The organism is Ornithinibacillus caprae (genome assembly GCF_009728145.1).
Classification (GTDB): Bacteria; Bacillota; Bacilli; order Bacillales; family Amphibacillaceae; genus Ornithinibacillus; species Ornithinibacillus caprae.
This window is the reverse complement of sequence record NZ_WOCA01000003.1, coordinates 40405-56866: the sequence shown is the minus strand read 5'-3', so window position 1 is coordinate 56866 and position 16462 is coordinate 40405. Positions and strand designations below refer to the sequence as shown.

Below are 16462 nucleotides of genomic sequence, written 5' to 3'. Positions count from 1 at the left end.
GTTCACTTTTAGGCGCCTTTTTCATCAAATGGTGATGGTTCGAAATCGATTTCAATGTCATATTCTTCTAAGAACTTTATGTAATCTTCTGTTGAAATAGTATGTAGTTTTGAATATTCCACACGATCTTCACTTAATGGTCTAAAACGGTCCAATGTAAGAACTGTCTCACCATCCCCAGAAATTGCAACAAAACTGGATCTTTGGAAATCTTCCTGATCTGCTTCGTCTAGGTATTCATCTTTATAGGTTGAATCAAAATAAGTAATATCGGCCGTATCAGGTGCTAGCCATGTATCTGTTTCCATATTATAAATAACTTGACCATATTCTCTTACTTCATCAAATACAAATCCATTTGAACGAACAAAATTCATATCAAAACCGTGTCCTAAATGGATTTCTTCCTCAGAATCTCGATTATAAATGTAACTGTCAACATAATTATAATGTTTTCCGCCGGTTACTCCGCGATAACGATACATAATATATTTTCCGTCCGGTGATATTCTACCTTCGACTGTAGTTGCCTCATCATCATCTGGTACAGATTGAAATGGTACGGGCTCTGAATCACTTGTTGTATCGAAAACATACGAATTCCAATATTCATCATTCGCTCCGTAGATAAAGAAAACTTCATTATTTTGGTCCACACTAAAGTTTAAAATAGTTGGCATGTCTTCGATTTCAATAAAAGGCTCTTCTCCATCTTCTGTTAGTTCATAAATTGTTCCATCTTCACTGAACTCAGTTGTATATAAGACTCTACCGTCATTCAGTACATGTACGTTTCTATCTCTATCGGTTGAATGTGTAATGGTATTTTCCGTAATATCATAAACAACAGATACCCTGGTATCTTTCTCATCTTTACACGTACCTGTAAAATAGATAGTATCTGCTGCGTTTACATTGTATTTACAATCTGAAAAACTATCTACAGACGAAGCATCAAACATATCCCCATTATAATAAAAATAGGGTGTATTCGTTTCATCTTCACCTGAATCGTCAACTAAATCAAAATATACAACACTCCCATCATAATTAATGGAAATATTTTCTCGAGTAATATCATCCTCTTCCTCAAGTGTATGAATTTCAGTAACTTTTGATCCACTTACATCCGATTCGGAATCATTTTCAGCGTTCGAATCTGATTCGTCTTTATTATTAACCGGATATGAATCCCCTTGATTAGGTTCTGCAGCATCATCATCTGATCCACAACCTATTAAAAGTAATCCGGAGAATAAAATAATCATAGCTAGTTTGTAATATTTATTCATTACTATCTCCTCCCATCAAGTACTAAAATTAACAATCATTACCAGTGAAGTCAACGCAAAAACAAAATCTTCTAAAAAATGGTGCTAAAGACACGGGCTTAAATTGTTGATGAAACTTTAGTCGTGGGCTATATTTCACTCCAAACTAGTTGAGTAAATTGATAATGATGTATACAGTTAAATTTTAGGAATTATGTGTCAAATAATCAGACTAAATTAAAAAGTTATATTATACTTTATTATAGAAGTCTTATAAAGGAGGAAATCAATGAAAATAGAGAATCCAGGTTTTAATTATGATGAACATGGAAAGAAATACTCCAATTACAGACAAACGGATCCACGAATTGAACGGTATGTATTTGATGCCTTAGGAACAGCAAAAACAGTGCTTAATGTTGGGGCGGGGGCAGATCCTATGAACCATCAGATCGTTATGTTGTTGCAGTTGAACCCTCAAGTTCTATGAGGATGCAGCGAATTAATGCTAATAAGGTTCCTGCTGTTATTGGAACAGCAGATTCATTGCCATTTGATGAGGATGCCTTTGATGCTTCTATGGCTATGCTCACGGTCCATCATTGGCCAGACCTTGAAAAAGGATTGAAGGAGCTCAAGAGAGTTACTCGAGGCCAAATTATAATCATGACATATGATCCATATGCACTTGATGTCTTTTGGAATACCTATTATTTTTCCGAGTTGATTGAGGTGGAAAGGTCCCGTTATCCGGGGATAAAGCGTATCACTGATATACTGGGGGAAATTCCGAAGTAAAACAAATTCCAATTCCACTAGATTGTAAGGATGGTTTTCAAGAGGCTTTCTATGGGCGACCAGAAGCATTCCTGCAAAAAGAAGTGCGTTTATCCCAATCTGCTTGGGGATTCCTATCAGATGAGCTTGAACAAAAACTTGTTAACAGATTAGAAGATGATCTTCAATCAGGAAAATGGGATGAAAAATTCGGAACACATCGAAACATGCCCTACTTTAACGGAGCACTCCGACTAATCATTTCAAACTAATTTGGGGTCAGATCCCTCGTCCCAGTGTGAGTGCAATTTGGGGTCAGGTCCCGCGTCCCAGTCGAAACAATGCGATTTGGGACCTGACCCCGTGTCACACCAAATGCCAATGAGGGACCTGACCCCATGTCCCACCCATGTCCGATTTATCCTATTTCTTGTAGTCTTATGTTTCCAGAGTTGGTTTGTAGGTGTATTTGGTTTTCTCCTTTTCCGATGGAGCCGGACATTCCTCGGTTGGATTTGTGGTCAAACTTGATTGGTATATTGGTGATAATCTGACCTGATCGTGATTGAATATCAAGTGCGGTATTTAGCTGCTTGCTATCGGCATGCACGGTGATATTCCCGCTATGTGCTTTAAAATCTATTGAATTACCATTCGTTAACGTTAGATTTACATTCCCCGATGTTGAGGTGCCTTTCACATTCCCTAAACATTGATCGATCTTTAAATTTCCTGATGAAATATAGGTTTCAAGGTTTTTGATTCTACACCGGACTAGTGCGACATTTCCGGATGAAGCCCTTGCTGAGGCATGGTCGACATAGACTTCCTGTAAACGAATCGATCCTGAGGATGCCTTCACGTCAAGTTTATCTCCATGGATATTTTTTAACGTAATGGATCCCGAATTAGCTCCGCCTTGGACATCGCCATAAACGGTATCTATTGCTACAACCCCTGAGGAAGCAGAAAATCTGAATTTGTCTACCGTGAAATTAGTTGCTTTAATTCTTCCAGATGATGCCTTTACATCTACCTGATTTGCTTTGATATCTTTTACTTGAATAGACCCCGAGTTAGTACCCATATGGATTGTATCAGCTACTAAATTGCTAACAGTAACTTTTGCTGAGGCAGTTCTTAATCTCCATAGATTAGCAATATCATTTGGAACAATTACCTTGAGGTGACACGGAGGTATTGTCCTAAAAAAGCTAATACTAGTCCCACCAATTTTTTGCGCTTTAATCTCAACGGAATCACTTCTTTGATTAATTGAAAGAATTGGCCCGCTTTCATAGGTATCTAATATCATATCTATTCTTGGTTCATCATGAGTAAGAATTTCTATCTTTATGCTTGAAGTTGTAATGGCAAGTTCATTTAATGTACGTACATTAATCGATTCTTTTTGGACAACTTCTTTATAACCAACAGCCCTTCTAACTGATTTCCATATTCTCGAAATAAGAGATTCCTCTGAATTTTTCATTATCGCATTCCCCATTAATTAAATTATTTAAGCTTAGCTTCATTGTAGTTTAAACATACATGTTGCTACAACCTACTGTCGATTGAATTCTTCTCCATCTAGAGGAGGAGAAGGGAAATATGGAAGTTTAAGGAGATCCCTCTTTTTATATATTCCTATATACGAGAAACTAGTAAATTCAGAAAGTCAACCTCTATATAGTAAAGGCAGGAATTAAACGACCATCTATATCTGTGAACTGATACTCTTTGGCCAAATCTCCGACTTTGAACACACGCCCGCTCTTCTCGTGGAGAGATCTGTTAAGAAAATTTGTGACTCATCAGGTTAAAAAGCAATCCAGAAGAAACAGAACAAAGCCGCAAATGATACAGTAAAGATAAAAATCATGGAGGTAATCAAAATGGAAGTGACAAGGACGGAATTCAAAGGTGGAAATAACATTGCCTTAAAGATTCCCAAATTCAAGTATACCGAAACGGTACATTTTTATAAGGAGGTGCTTAAGCTACCGTATGTAGGTTTCATGTCTGGGTCTCATGCCTTTCAGTTTGGTGATGTAACGCTGTGGTTAGATTGTATGGAAAATTACTCCCAACAAGATGTATGGCTGGAGATTCAAACGGAAAATGTAAAAACAGCAGCAGAGTACTTACATGCGAATCATATTCATAGAAGAGATGAAGTGGAAGTACATGAGAACTCAGAAGGTTACTGGATTTCGGACCCAAGTGGGACGATCTTAAGAGTCAATCCAGATAAATAATTTTAAAAGATAAGTCTCCCTTGTATGGAAAAACATCCGTTACACCTTCTTGTCTATACTACTAAGGGAGACTCTGTTCATTTATCTTCACTTGAGGAACTTGTATCAGGAATGCTCCTCAAATAGATCAAGTTTGTTTCCGTAAAGATCCTCAAAACAAACACCTTTACCTCCTGGTACTTCTTTGGGCTCACCATAAAAATTTACACCTTTAGCCTTCAACTTTTGATATGTTTGATGAATATCATCTACCTTAAACATAAGGAAAACTTGCTTAGCAGCTTGTCTACCAACCAGTTGTTTTTCCTCATCGGTTTCCGCCTCTACTAGTTCAATAACGACCTCGCTATTAGTTTGTGGTGCAACGGTTAAATAATTCCAATTGTCACTGAATTCTTCTTCATCTCGAATAATAAAACCTAATTTTTGAGTATAAAATGCTTTTGCTTCTTCTTTGTCATTTACAAAGAGAATAATTTGACAAGTACTACCAATCATAGAAAACATCCTTTCTCATTCATAGATACGTCGATTATATCACTGATAATCAGATGTATTTCTTATATATTGCTGACTTCATGCATGGCCAACATACATAACCATTTCGATATGCGTTTGTGACAGCTTAATAACCTCTTCAATAAACTCATCCTGAGTAGCGGCAAAATCCGTGTTAATCCAATTGGTTAAAAGACCATAAAAGCCATATGCCGTGTAGCGTGTGAAGTAATCCATATTAACTGGTTTATTGTTAATTGTGCTAAATTGAAATTTTTCTTGGTAGATTTTTAAGATGGTTTGCGGAAATCTTGTATGAAACTCTGGAATAGTATCTTGATAGTTTATTAACGCAAAAAAATTACGGTTTTCATAAATATAGCTAATGATCTCAAAGGACTTTGCATTTAGCTTAACGGTACTTATTTTTCTACTAGATTGATAGGCTTTTCCGACAGATTCCTCAATTCCTTTAAGCATACGATGAAGTAAATCTTCAGCTAAATCGAATTTATCCTGGTAATGTATATAAAAGGTACTTCGATTGTACTTGGAGTATTGAACAATATCTTTCACTTTAATAGATTGGAAGCCTTTTTCTTTTATCAAGTCAATGAGTGCTAATTGGAAATGTTCTTTCGTTCGGTTTTTACGTGGAGTTTCAAGACGTTCTTCCATTAGAATACCCCCAATAATAATCAGTTTTCTATCAAATGTATAGCTAATAGACAAAAACTCAGGATGTGTCTACCTAGTAGACATTATGAATTTTTTAATGATTGGATTCGCTCCATAAAGATACTACAATAAAGCTGTAAACCTTTTCAAGGCTAATAGGTTATCATAAACATTATAACAGGGGGAATCGACAATGGGAAAATTACAAGATAAAGTAGCCGTAATCACTGGTGGAGTATCTGGTATCGGTGCTGCAACAGCGCGTTTATTTGCATCTGAAGGGGCAAAATTAGTATTAGTAGATATGAATGAGGAAAAAGGTACTGTTATTGAAGAAGAGTTAAAATCTCAAGGTTCTGAAGCTATTTTTGTAAAAGCTGATGTAACTAGTGAAGAAGAAGTGAATAATATTTTTGAAACGACATTATCTACGTTTGGGAAAGTAGATGTCCTATTTAATAATGCAGGGATTGGTGCTGTAAAACCAACAGAAGAGCTAACGTACGCTGAATGGAGAAAAACGGTGGAAGTTGATTTAGATGGTGTATTCTTAGTTGCACAAGCTGCAATCAAAGAATTTTTGAAGGCCGGCAGTGGTGTAATTGTCAATACAGCGTCCATGTATGGTTGGGTTGGATCACCAGGAAGCGCAGCATATAACGCAGCAAAAGGCGGTGTAGTTAACTTAACTCGTTCTCTTGGCCTTGAATATGCAGAACGTAATATTCGTATAAACGCACTATGCCCAGGATTTATTGAAACACCTATTCTAGGTGATACAGATCGAGAATTCCTAACAAACGCAACACCAATGAAGCGACTAGGTAAACCAGAAGAAATGGCAAAAGCTGTATTATTCATGGCTAGCGATGATTCTTCGTTCATGACTGGTAACTCTTTAGTAGTTGATGGTGGATATACAGCACAATAGATTGGAATAGTAAGAGGGAATCCATTTTGAATTAGTTCAGAATGGATTCTTTTTCCGTTCACAGGTAGGAAATTATAAACTTCCCTAAATTCACCATAAAGGGCTTGGCGAATTTATAAGAAATCTCCTTAGGTGTTTCGATAGATTGGTATACGGATCAAATGTAGTTGTTATGTATCCTTAAAAAAATCCCTTATAAAAATTGTACTACAATCCTGTAGTACAACATAATATTTTGTAAACGCTTTCTTTATGAGGGAGGAATGATTACATTGGATGGTGTAACGACGTTAGGTTTTATATCGGTTTTACCTCCACTAATTGCTATTGTACTTGCTTTTTGGACAAGGGATACGATTTTGTCCTTAGGTATAGCATGTGTGGTAGGGGGGTTATTAGCTGGTGGAGGATTGCTTGGGTTTCCTAATTTAATGAAGGAAGCTTTAGGTAATGAGAGCTTCTCTTGGATCTTTCTTTTAGAAATTTTTATTGGTATCTTAATTGCTTTTTTCCAACGAACAGGTGCGATTCAAAGCTTTGCAGAAACTATCGGTAAACGGAATGCATCGAGAAAAAAGATTGGAGCTACGACATGGTTCATGGGATTGTTTGTATTTTTTAGTGATTATTTTAGCCCGGTATTTGTTGGTTCCACCATGAGAAAAGTGACGGACAAGGTAAAAATGTCGCGCGAAAAACTGGCTTATATCTGTGATTCTACTTCAGCGCCAGTAAGTGTGATTGTACCGATTACAGGCTGGGCGGTATTTATATCGGGTTTGTTAATTGGACTAGGACCGATCCAAACGGAATCCGATGCCATTGCTGTGTTCACAAAATCAATACCTTTTAACTTTTATGCAGTTTTATCCGTATTGCTAGTTGGGCTTATTGCAACAGGTGTTGTAAAAGATTTTGGTCCAATGAAAAAAGCGGAAGAGAGAGCCCAAAAGGAAGGAAAATTAATTCGCGATGGCTCAACACCTTTAGTATCCAAGGAATTAACGAGTATTCAGCCCTATTTTAAAGATCGATTACTTAGTATCGTATGGAATTTCTTTTTACCCGTGTTACTCATCATTACCATTGCAGTTGGAACATATATTGGTCTTGGATCAGCAAAAACCATGGAAGCTTTCCTAGCTGCTGTTATTTTCCTAGGCATCGTCATGCGTATGCAAGGAATTCCAGTAAAAGACATCATGAATACCGCAATGAATGGGATTAAAGGGATTATGCCAGCGATAATGATTTTAGTTTTTGCTTACACCATTAATGCGCTTAGTGAGCAGATGGGAACTGCAAACTACCTCATTCAAGTAACGGAATCGTGGTTAAATCCAGGATTACTCCCTGCGATCACATTCTTACTAGCAGGATTAATTGCTTTTTCCACTGGCACGTCTTGGGGAACATTTGGAATAATGATTCCGATAGCAGTTCCGATTGCTATTGGATTTGCCGGTGGAGATATCAACACTGTTGTTCTAGCAACGATTGCTGCTGTTGCTGGTGGTGGCGTGTTTGGAGATCATTGTTCTCCATTATCGGACACAACCATATTAGCTTCTACAGGTGCAGCTGTGGACCATATCGATCATGTTCGCACGCAAATTCCATATTCTATCCTAGTAGGTTGTATCGGATTATCAATCTACTTGGTGCTTGGATTAGTAGGATCATAGGAGGAGGATTTTTACGATGAAGGTTGTTGTACTAGGTGGATCTGGATTACAGGGAAGGGCAGCGTTACAAGACTTAGGGAATAGTTCACAGGTTACGGAGATAATTTGTGCCGATGTTTCCTTTACTGGTGTAGACAGTTTTCAAGAATACTTGAACATGGATCTGATTACAAAAAGAAAAATAGATGCCACATCACAAGAAAACTTGGTTGCACTTTTTCAAGAAGGTACTGATGTGGTTATCGATTTGTTACCGAAGCAGTTTAACGAAATAGCGGCACTAGCTGCAATTGAAGCAGGGGTTCCACTCGTGAATTGCTCGTATGCGAGTGGGCTTTCCGATGCGGTGTTTGAGAAAGCAAAAGAAAAAGACGTTGCAATTATGCCAGAAGCAGGTCTAGATCCTGGAATTGATTTGGTATTATGTGGCTATGGAGTTAGTCAACTAGACGAAGTTCATGAATTATATTCGTATTGTGGTGGGATTCCAGCAGCAGAAGCAGCCGATAATCCATTAAAATATAAAATCACCTGGAATTTTGATAGCACGTTAATGTCGTATAAGCGACCAGCCTTGTTCATGCGCAATCGAGAACTCATAGATATACCTGCAGATGACCAACATAATGAAACGTGGCGTACCGATATCACCCTTGCAGGTATTAAGGGACTAGAGACGATTCCAAATGGTAATGCCATGAAGTTTGCTAGATTACTAGGGATCGAGGATGAAGTCATTAACACCGAACGAAGAACGATCCGGTGGCAGGGTCATGCGCAATTTTGGAGAAATATGGTTGGGTTAGGTTTTCTGGAGAGAGAACCAGTTCCTGGACTGGAGGGAGAAATCACACCTTATAACTTTATGTTGAAGCATTTAGAGCCTCGCCTGCAATACAAAGAGAATGAGAAAGATCTGGTGCTGATGAAAAATGTTATTCGTGGCAAAAAAGATGGAAAGGATATCGAACTAATCTATGAACTAATGGATGAGCGAGATGTAGAATCGGGATTATTTGCCATGAACCGAACCGTTGGGTATACAGCAAGCATCGTAGCACAAATGATTGGCAATCAAACGATTACGAAAAAAGGGGTACTCTCGCCGACAACCGATATACCCTATCAATTATTTATAGAAGAAATCGGCAAGAAGGGAATTAGAATTCATGAAAAAGAAGCGTCAGCTAAATAAATCACGAGCTTGGTGAAAGCTTTTCACTCTAGTTTTGTATTCATCAATGGTGGTACTAATATGAGTGGCTAACAAGCTGGAAAAGGATGATTGATCTTGATGAATAAGATAGTTTACTAGCATCTGATGCTCATTGGAGCCTCGGGTGTCTTTTTTTTGATGACTGATATTATGATAAAAATGGTCATACAACGCGAGGTAAATATGGGTTTGATTAATCATCTTGATCGTATTATTTTTTAAAAATCTATTATTGCAGCCTTCAATTAGGGTGGAGTGGAATGCTTTGTTCATATCCATATAGGCTAAAAAATCGGATTGTTGGTAGCTTTCTTTTTCGAGCTGGTTCAATTCCTTTAATTTTGCGATGTCATCTGTAGTAATCCATTCCATAATATTGTTTGATGCTAGTAACTCGAGTTGTTTACGATGGGTAAAGGCTTCGGAAATCTCATCCACAGTAGGATTAATGACGTGTGCTCCTTTATTTGGTGAGATCGTTAAGAAACCTTCCTCCTGTAACTTAGAAAATGCTTGGCGAATGGGGGTACGGCTAATGGAAAGGGATTCCGATATCTCATTCTCTACCAGTTTCTGTCCTGGAGCCAGCTTCTGCTTGTATATAGCAGCTTTTACTGTTTGATATACATATTCTTTCATCGATTGTTTTGTCATAAACTACCCCTCGAATAATTAGTCTGATTTTTGTGATTACTATTATTATAGATTAATGATTGGTGAAAAGGAAAGTGGGACAATGGGGTCGGGTCCCTGATTGCATGGGACAGTGGGTCTGACCCCAAGTTGCACTCTGGGACAGTGGACCTGACCCCAAGTTGCAATCAATACTCAATAGGTGCTTGAAAAGGAGAACTGGTCTTTGTCTGGAATCTTGAATACCCTATCAATGTAAGAGCCAGCATTCCTATTGTAAACGCGATAAAGTATGGAGAAATGAAATCGCGAATGACGCCTGTAATAAATGAGCTGGTGATCATCCCAAGTGAGTAAATGGCAGACATGACCCCGAATGCCCGACCATATCCATTATTGGAAACAGAATCTGTAAGTGCAGTAGCAATTGCTGGCATGATGATACCAAAAAAGAATCCAACGAGGAATAGGGACACTGGCAATGATAATAATCCCTGTAAAATAATGAATACGACCATATTCATCCCAAATAAGCCAAACATTATCCGTTTTATTGGATTAAAACGGTTGATGAAAAGTAGGGATAACGATAAGAACGTTCCAATCCCCATAAAGCTGAATAATTGCCCGGTAGTAGCTGTAGAAAGTCCTTTTTCAACGGTTAGATATGGAACCTCATATATAATGACACCGTGTATATACATCAATGCAAAGCCAGTTACAAATACAACCTGTAACTGTGGCATTTGTAATATATTTAGGAAACTTAATCTATTTGATTGATTCCCTTTTACAACGACCGTATGTTGTGTTTCTTTTATAAAGGAAGTAGCGTAGATTGCTGTTAAAATTAGTGATCCTCCAATGATTAAATATGTGTTTGCATAGCCAATGGTAGCCCCTAGTTTTCCCCCAATTAATGGTGCAATAATACTGGCGCTGGTTCCAAGAATTCCATTAATCGCCATATTCTTTCCTTGTTGATGGCTATTCTTCGCATACCCCGATAGTAAAGCTAAACCAGATGGCACTAAAAATGCTAGTGAAAATCCATTTAATGCACGGAGTACGAATAGATTCATGGTACTGGATACGAGTGCATGGAAAATGAATAGTATTCCCGATAAAAATAATGAAATGATGATAAACACTTTCTTACCAAATCGGTCGGATAATGGACCAGCGATCAAGTTCCCCGTTAAATTAGTAAAGGATGCAATACTAAGCATGATTCCAATCAAAACACTGGATGCTCCCAGCTTTGCTGCATATGGAGTGAAGATAGGTGACTGAATACTCATCACTAAACTTATTAAAAACATGACCATAAAAATGTGTAACTTATTCACAGCTGTTTGTCTCAATTTTTTCACCTCAAGAAAATGTATGACAAAGGTGAACGAAATAGACGAGCTTCTGGAGAAATTATGTGGGGACAGGTCCCTCGTCCCATTCTCCGTAAGTTCCTTGTCCCCTAAATTTCTCAAGGGTAAATTATCGACAAAATCCGACAAGTGACAGGCACTTGTCATTAAATTGATTATTTTTCTGAATTTTTATATATTTTATATATGGGGGGATATTGTGTGTTGAATTTCCGGTTGAATTTGCCTATTGCCTTTATTATTATATTTTTGATTAGTCAATGTTTTCTTGGTACATCTGTTTTGGCTGATGACGTGATGGATACGATTAAACTACAGATGGGGGAAGATGAAACATTAGTAAGCAATAACTTATTTATATTAGAGGATAAAGATAAAAAGTGGACAATAGAAGATGTACGGAAAGCCCCATTAAAAGATCAATTCATCCATAGCTCACAAAAAATACCGAATTTTGGATACACCACCTCTGCGTATTGGATTAGCTTTCAATTAATAAACAATACAAATTATACGGATCAATATTTAGAGATAGATTATCCACCTATACATGAAATAGATATATATGTTTTTAATGAGTCAGGCCTCCTTGAGGACAGCCAGCATTTAGGTGCTAAGTACCCATTCTATGATAGAATCCTACACCAACCTACTTTTTTGTATCCGTTTTCTATTGAACCGGGAGAAAAATTAACATTTTATTTTCGGTTTGAAACGGAAGGCTCTATGCAAATGCCAATTTATGTTAGAAGTCAGTCAGGGCTAGTTATGGAAAAACAGCAAAGTTTCTTACTCCAAGGCATTTTTTATGGTGTAACAGGCATTATGGCATTCTATAATCTATTTCTCTATTTCTCATTGCGCCACATGAGCTACTTGTATTACGTCTTTTATATTATCTTAATCATACTAGTGACCTTAGCTTTAAAGGGAATTGCCTTCCAGTATCTATGGCCAAATTCTCCTTGGTGGAATACTAGGTCCATCGTCTTTTTTATGAATATTGCGGCGATAGCTACTCTTTTATTTGCCAATAGCTTTCTTAATTTACCGAAGCGATTACCAAATGGAATAAAGATTTTAAAAGGGCTGATTGTGTTTAATCTTGGTAATGCTGTACTGGTGTTATTTTTCTATCAACTCGCTCTAAACATTATGGTTATCGGTTACATTGGCTCAATTATTTTTGTGTTAAGTTCAGCAATCCTCTGTTTAAAAAATGGAGTACGACAAGCCAGGTTCTTTATTCTTGGTTGGTTTTTGTTCTTCTTTGGAGTCATCCTTTCGTTATTAGCTGATGCTGGGATCATTGCGCTTACTGCATTTACGCAAAACGTGTGGCAGATAGCAGCCTGTCTAGAAATTATCCTGTTGTCTCTAGCTCTTGCAGATCGGATTAATATGCTTCGAGCGGATAAAGAAAAGGCTGTACAAGAATCACAAAAGAATCAGGAACTAGCGTTGGCTAATTTAAGGCACGCTGATAAATTAAAGGACGAGTTTCTCGCAACTACTTCGCACGAATTGCGAACACCTCTGCATGGAATAATTGGAATTGCTGAAACGTTAAGAGACGGGGCAACTGACAAAATATCAAAGGATATGCAGGATCACCTTTCTATGATTATCACTAGTGGAAGAAGATTAAATAATTTGGTGAACGATATTTTAGACTTTACGAAGTTAAAAAATAATGATTTGACCATTCATTTAAATTCCGTCAATATGAGGGATTTAATAAATGTAGCCATAACAATTTGTGAGCCTCTAGTAAAAAACAAACCTGTTAAGCTTATGAATCAAGTTAATTCTAGTATTCCAAATGTGTATGCTGATGGAGATCGCTTGCTACAAATCTTTTACAATTTAATAGGAAATGCAATTAAATTCACAGATAGTGGAGACATTACGATCACAGCTGAAAAGGTCCAGGAACATATAAAATTTACTATTTCCGATCAGGGAATTGGAATACCTCCTAACCAATTAGAGTCCATTTTTGATTATTTTTATCAGGTAGAATTGGGAAAGACAAGAAATAGAAGTGGAACAGGTATAGGCTTAAGTATAACGAAGCAATTGGTAGAGCTTCAGGGAGGGGAAATTAGTGTGACATCCAAGGTTGGTGTTGGTTCGGAATTCAGCTTTACTCTACCAATTTCTTATAGTAATGCTAAATCATCATTAGAAGAAATATCTGCTTCTATCATACCTTTATTACGTACAGAACAAGTAATTGAGCTAGACGTCCCAAGTTCAAGTCCCGATCATACAAATAAAGCGAAAATATTGATAGCAGATGATGAACCTGTTAACTTGCAAGTTTTATCAAACCAATTGAGACTTGATGGTTATGAAGTAATAACTGCTACAGGTGGGGAAGAGGTTATGGAAATTATACAACAGGATCATTTAGTTGATTTATTAATTGTTGATATTATGATGCCAAAAATGTCGGGTTTTGAGGTTTGTAAGGAGCTACGAAAAAAATATTCACTAATAGAACTGCCCATATTAATGTTAACCGCAAAGAATCAGTTGTACGACAAGCTTACTTCATTTCAAGTAGGTGCTAATGATTATTTGGTAAAACCAAGTGAAAAGCAGGAGTTATTAGCGAGAGTTAAGACGTTGATTCAATTAAGTCAAATTAATCGAGAGCTTTTAAATATGAATGCGCTATTAGAAGAAAAAGTTCATGATCGAACTCGTAAATTGCAAACAGCAAACACCGACCTAGAGAAGGCAAATGCTGAGTTGAGTCGAATGGAACAGTCGAGACGTCAGCTATTGGGAAATATTGCACATGATTTAGGGACTCCAGTTGCTGTTATCCAAGGCTATGTTCATGCTATAGAAGAAGAAGTAATTCCAGCTAATGACACCCACTATTTGGGAATGGTTAAGAACAAGATTCAGCTGTTGAATCGTTTGATTAGTGATTTATTTGAGTTATCCAAATTACAGCTTGGTAAAATTAATGTGAATAAAAAGGAAGTTAATCTTGCGTACTGGATTGAAGGGGTTTGTAATAAGTTTGGGCTAGAGATAATGCAAACAGGAAGACAATTCGAATCGATTAAATCTAGCAATCAATTAAATAACTATGTGTGTTATGTAGACTTAGATAGAATGGATCAGGTTTTTTCCAATTTAGTTTCCAATGCTATTAAGTATACTTCTACAAATGGAAAAATTATGTTCGCCGTTCATTTGGATCAAGCTAGCAATCATATTATCGTTGAGATTCATGATAATGGCAAAGGAATGAACGAAGATGTTTTGCAGCATATTTTTAACCGTTTCTATCAAGGAGCTAAACCTTTGAATGAAACAAATTTAGGAAGTATGGGATTAGGATTATCAATTGTAAAGGAAATTATCCTTTCGCACGAGGGGGATGTTTGGGCTGAAAGTGAGTTACATAAAGGGAGCACATTTTTTGTTCAATTACCTATTTATCCCGTGTGAAATGGGTAAAAAGAGCCTCATCTCGAAATTTCAGGTAAGTAAATAAAAAAGTCGTTATAAGTGGATCTTCATAAATGTCTACCACTAAAAACATGGAAAGTATAAATTAAGTGATTAAACTAGTATAGCCCTGTACGTCTAGCTCCAGAATAATATGATTAGAAAGTCTGCCTATACCTTGTAAAGACTTATTAAATAATAAACGAGATCGGGTATAAGGGTGAAATAATTAATTGAAGCACAAATCTCGAAAAATAAAACGCATGAATTAATTTATTTATAGATTACATGTGTTTTATTCATTCTAAGGCGATTTTGCCTATGTCAGGCTCTGTATATTTCTTTGTTTAAGCTATTGATAGTATGATGATTCATTTTACTCTACAGAAAGTGATTTTAAGCGTTAGTTAACAGCGCAGTAGTATTTTAATTTTAAATAACTTCTGTCAAGGGTTTCTCAACAACTTGAGAACAATAATACGAAGGTGTTTCTTTTTTTGTGAAAGAAGTATATTTAAACTGCGTTATGATTGGTGAAATATGGTAAAGTAATGGTATTAAATGTTAAGGAGTACTTAAATGTTTTTGAATCACCAGCCTATCCTTTTTCACGCCAGTATACATTTTATTTAGAGGGTATGCTAACTAATGATTTCAATACGTTGAAAGAAAATCAACAATTTGAGCTTTTAGAACGGACAAACTTTGGCCAATATCAATTTTATGACGGTCATCAGTTTGATGTAGTATCCCTGAATTTAACAAGTGACTCGGATACATATACGATAACCTCAAGTAGTTTGGATAAAAATGGCGAGAGCTTTTGGCACCAACTTAAAAACCCATTTGGTGATTGAGGGGAGTGATTTAGTTTATTTGGAGAACTTGTAAAAAAACCGCCCAGATCCAATAATCTTTAGGGTTATCATTACTTATTTATTTTTGATATTCATTAATATTAGGTAAAGATGAAAGTTTCTCCAGAAGAGTATTTCTTTCATGGATAATATTCTTTAGATACGAATGAGTTAATTGGTTAGAGAGTGAACTAGGAGTTTCAGCAATTCGTACAATTACTTTCTTTTATCTAATATTTTATCTTGGTTGGTTTTATTCATACTCCAACCCTCCAATCATTTTATATATCGAGGGTTGAGATGTTAATCGACAACTGGTTATATATGTCTGAAATTATACATGCTTATGAAAGAAAGTTACCTATAGAAGAAGGTGTATACACTGATTTTTACTTACCAGTTGGAAAAGTATACATAGAATACTGGGGACTGGAAAATGATCCAAAATATCAAAAAAGAAAAGAAGAAAAGTTAAAAATATATGAAAAGTATGGGTTTAATTTGATAGAAATTCAGGACTGGGACATACAAAATCTAGATGATATTTTGCCAAAGAAATTGTTGAAAATTGGAATACAGGCATATTAATGTATAAAATTATATTCTTTAATGATTAGAACCTGGTCTTTGTAATGGAAACCCAAAGATCAGGTCTATTTTTTAATAGTGCTTTTAGGAGGGATTTTACATTATAATGTCGAAATGTATACTAAATAATCTCACAGAATTCGGAGGAAAAGCTGAAAAACAAAGTAGCTTATATAAGCTGTAGGAAAAGTGATCGGAGTTATAGTTGTCTAGC

General features: G+C 36.4%; 15 protein-coding genes. 9 read left to right on the top strand and 6 right to left on the bottom strand.

From position 1 onward, the window contains the following. Nucleotides 1-8: 8 nt before the first annotated feature. Nucleotides 9-1292, bottom strand: a complete 1284-nt coding sequence (locus tag GMD78_RS05155) for a hypothetical protein (protein ID WP_155667676.1) — start codon at nucleotides 1290-1292, stop codon at nucleotides 9-11. Between the two features lie 268 nt (nucleotides 1293-1560). On the opposite strand from GMD78_RS05155, the gene GMD78_RS21290 reads away from it, so the two are divergent. Next, nucleotides 1561-1761: a hypothetical protein gene (locus GMD78_RS21290; RefSeq protein WP_196493733.1), complete on the top strand. Its 201-nt coding sequence runs from the start codon at nucleotides 1561-1563 to the stop codon at nucleotides 1759-1761. 2 nt (nucleotides 1762-1763) lie between these two features. Further along, on the top strand, nucleotides 1764-2069 hold the full coding sequence (locus GMD78_RS21285; protein ID WP_196493732.1) for a class I SAM-dependent methyltransferase: 306 nt from the start codon (nucleotides 1764-1766) through the stop codon (nucleotides 2067-2069). 397 nt (nucleotides 2070-2466) lie between these two features. On the opposite strand, the gene GMD78_RS05145 is transcribed toward GMD78_RS21285, so the two are convergent. Then, complete coding sequence (locus GMD78_RS05145; RefSeq protein ID WP_196493731.1) at nucleotides 2467-3540, bottom strand: DUF4097 family beta strand repeat-containing protein; 1074 nt, start codon at nucleotides 3538-3540, stop codon at nucleotides 2467-2469. A 403-nt stretch (nucleotides 3541-3943) separates the two neighbouring features. On the opposite strand from GMD78_RS05145, the gene GMD78_RS05140 reads away from it, so the two are divergent. Continuing rightward, nucleotides 3944-4306 carry a hypothetical protein gene (locus tag GMD78_RS05140; RefSeq protein WP_155667674.1) on the top strand — a complete coding sequence of 121 codons (363 nt, stop codon included), beginning with the start codon at nucleotides 3944-3946 and terminating at the stop codon, nucleotides 4304-4306. A 105-nt stretch (nucleotides 4307-4411) separates the two neighbouring features. On the opposite strand, the gene GMD78_RS05135 is transcribed toward GMD78_RS05140, so the two are convergent. Continuing rightward, nucleotides 4412-4804 (bottom strand): VOC family protein, encoded by a 393-nt coding sequence (locus GMD78_RS05135; RefSeq protein ID WP_155667673.1) that lies wholly within the window; start codon nucleotides 4802-4804, stop codon nucleotides 4412-4414. Between the two features lie 78 nt (nucleotides 4805-4882). Then, nucleotides 4883-5482 carry a TetR/AcrR family transcriptional regulator gene (locus GMD78_RS05130; RefSeq protein ID WP_155667672.1) on the bottom strand — a complete coding sequence of 200 codons (600 nt, stop codon included), beginning with the start codon at nucleotides 5480-5482 and terminating at the stop codon, nucleotides 4883-4885. Between the two features lie 193 nt (nucleotides 5483-5675). Here GMD78_RS05130 and GMD78_RS05125 point away from each other — a divergent pair, with 193 nt between their 5' ends. From GMD78_RS05125 to GMD78_RS05115, 3 genes are all read left to right on the top strand, one after another. After that, the gene (locus tag GMD78_RS05125) at nucleotides 5676-6413 is read left to right on the top strand and encodes an SDR family NAD(P)-dependent oxidoreductase (RefSeq protein ID WP_155667671.1); all 738 of its coding nucleotides are present in this window, start codon (nucleotides 5676-5678) and stop codon (nucleotides 6411-6413) included. 263 nt (nucleotides 6414-6676) lie between these two features. Then, a complete protein-coding gene (locus tag GMD78_RS05120; protein ID WP_246187568.1) occupies nucleotides 6677-8098 on the top strand; it encodes a Na+/H+ antiporter NhaC family protein in 1422 nt (473 codons plus the stop codon). 16 nt (nucleotides 8099-8114) lie between these two features. Beyond that, nucleotides 8115-9293, top strand: coding sequence for a saccharopine dehydrogenase family protein (locus tag GMD78_RS05115; protein ID WP_155667670.1), 1179 nt, complete (start codon nucleotides 8115-8117; stop codon nucleotides 9291-9293). Here GMD78_RS05115 and GMD78_RS05110 read toward each other — a convergent pair. Together GMD78_RS05110 and GMD78_RS05105 are read right to left on the bottom strand one after the other, a co-directional pair. Continuing rightward, on the bottom strand, nucleotides 9282-9968 hold the full coding sequence (locus GMD78_RS05110) for a GntR family transcriptional regulator (RefSeq protein WP_155667669.1): 687 nt from the start codon (nucleotides 9966-9968) through the stop codon (nucleotides 9282-9284). The genes GMD78_RS05115 and GMD78_RS05110 overlap by 12 nt on opposite strands. Before the next feature lie 167 nt (nucleotides 9969-10135). Continuing rightward, nucleotides 10136-11311: an MFS transporter gene (locus GMD78_RS05105; protein WP_246187567.1), complete on the bottom strand. Its 1176-nt coding sequence runs from the start codon at nucleotides 11309-11311 to the stop codon at nucleotides 10136-10138. 222 nt (nucleotides 11312-11533) lie between these two features. On the opposite strand from GMD78_RS05105, the gene GMD78_RS05100 reads away from it, so the two are divergent. The 3 genes from GMD78_RS05100 (at nucleotide 11534) to GMD78_RS05090 (ending at nucleotide 16248) form a co-directional block, all read left to right on the top strand. Next, nucleotides 11534-14803 (top strand): ATP-binding protein, encoded by a 3270-nt coding sequence (locus GMD78_RS05100; RefSeq protein ID WP_196493730.1) that lies wholly within the window; start codon nucleotides 11534-11536, stop codon nucleotides 14801-14803. Between the two features lie 551 nt (nucleotides 14804-15354). Then, on the top strand, nucleotides 15355-15660 hold the full coding sequence (locus GMD78_RS05095; protein ID WP_196493729.1) for a hypothetical protein: 306 nt from the start codon (nucleotides 15355-15357) through the stop codon (nucleotides 15658-15660). Between the two features lie 300 nt (nucleotides 15661-15960). Then, complete coding sequence (locus tag GMD78_RS05090; protein ID WP_155667666.1) at nucleotides 15961-16248, top strand: hypothetical protein; 288 nt, start codon at nucleotides 15961-15963, stop codon at nucleotides 16246-16248. Nucleotides 16249-16462 lie beyond the last annotated feature (214 nt).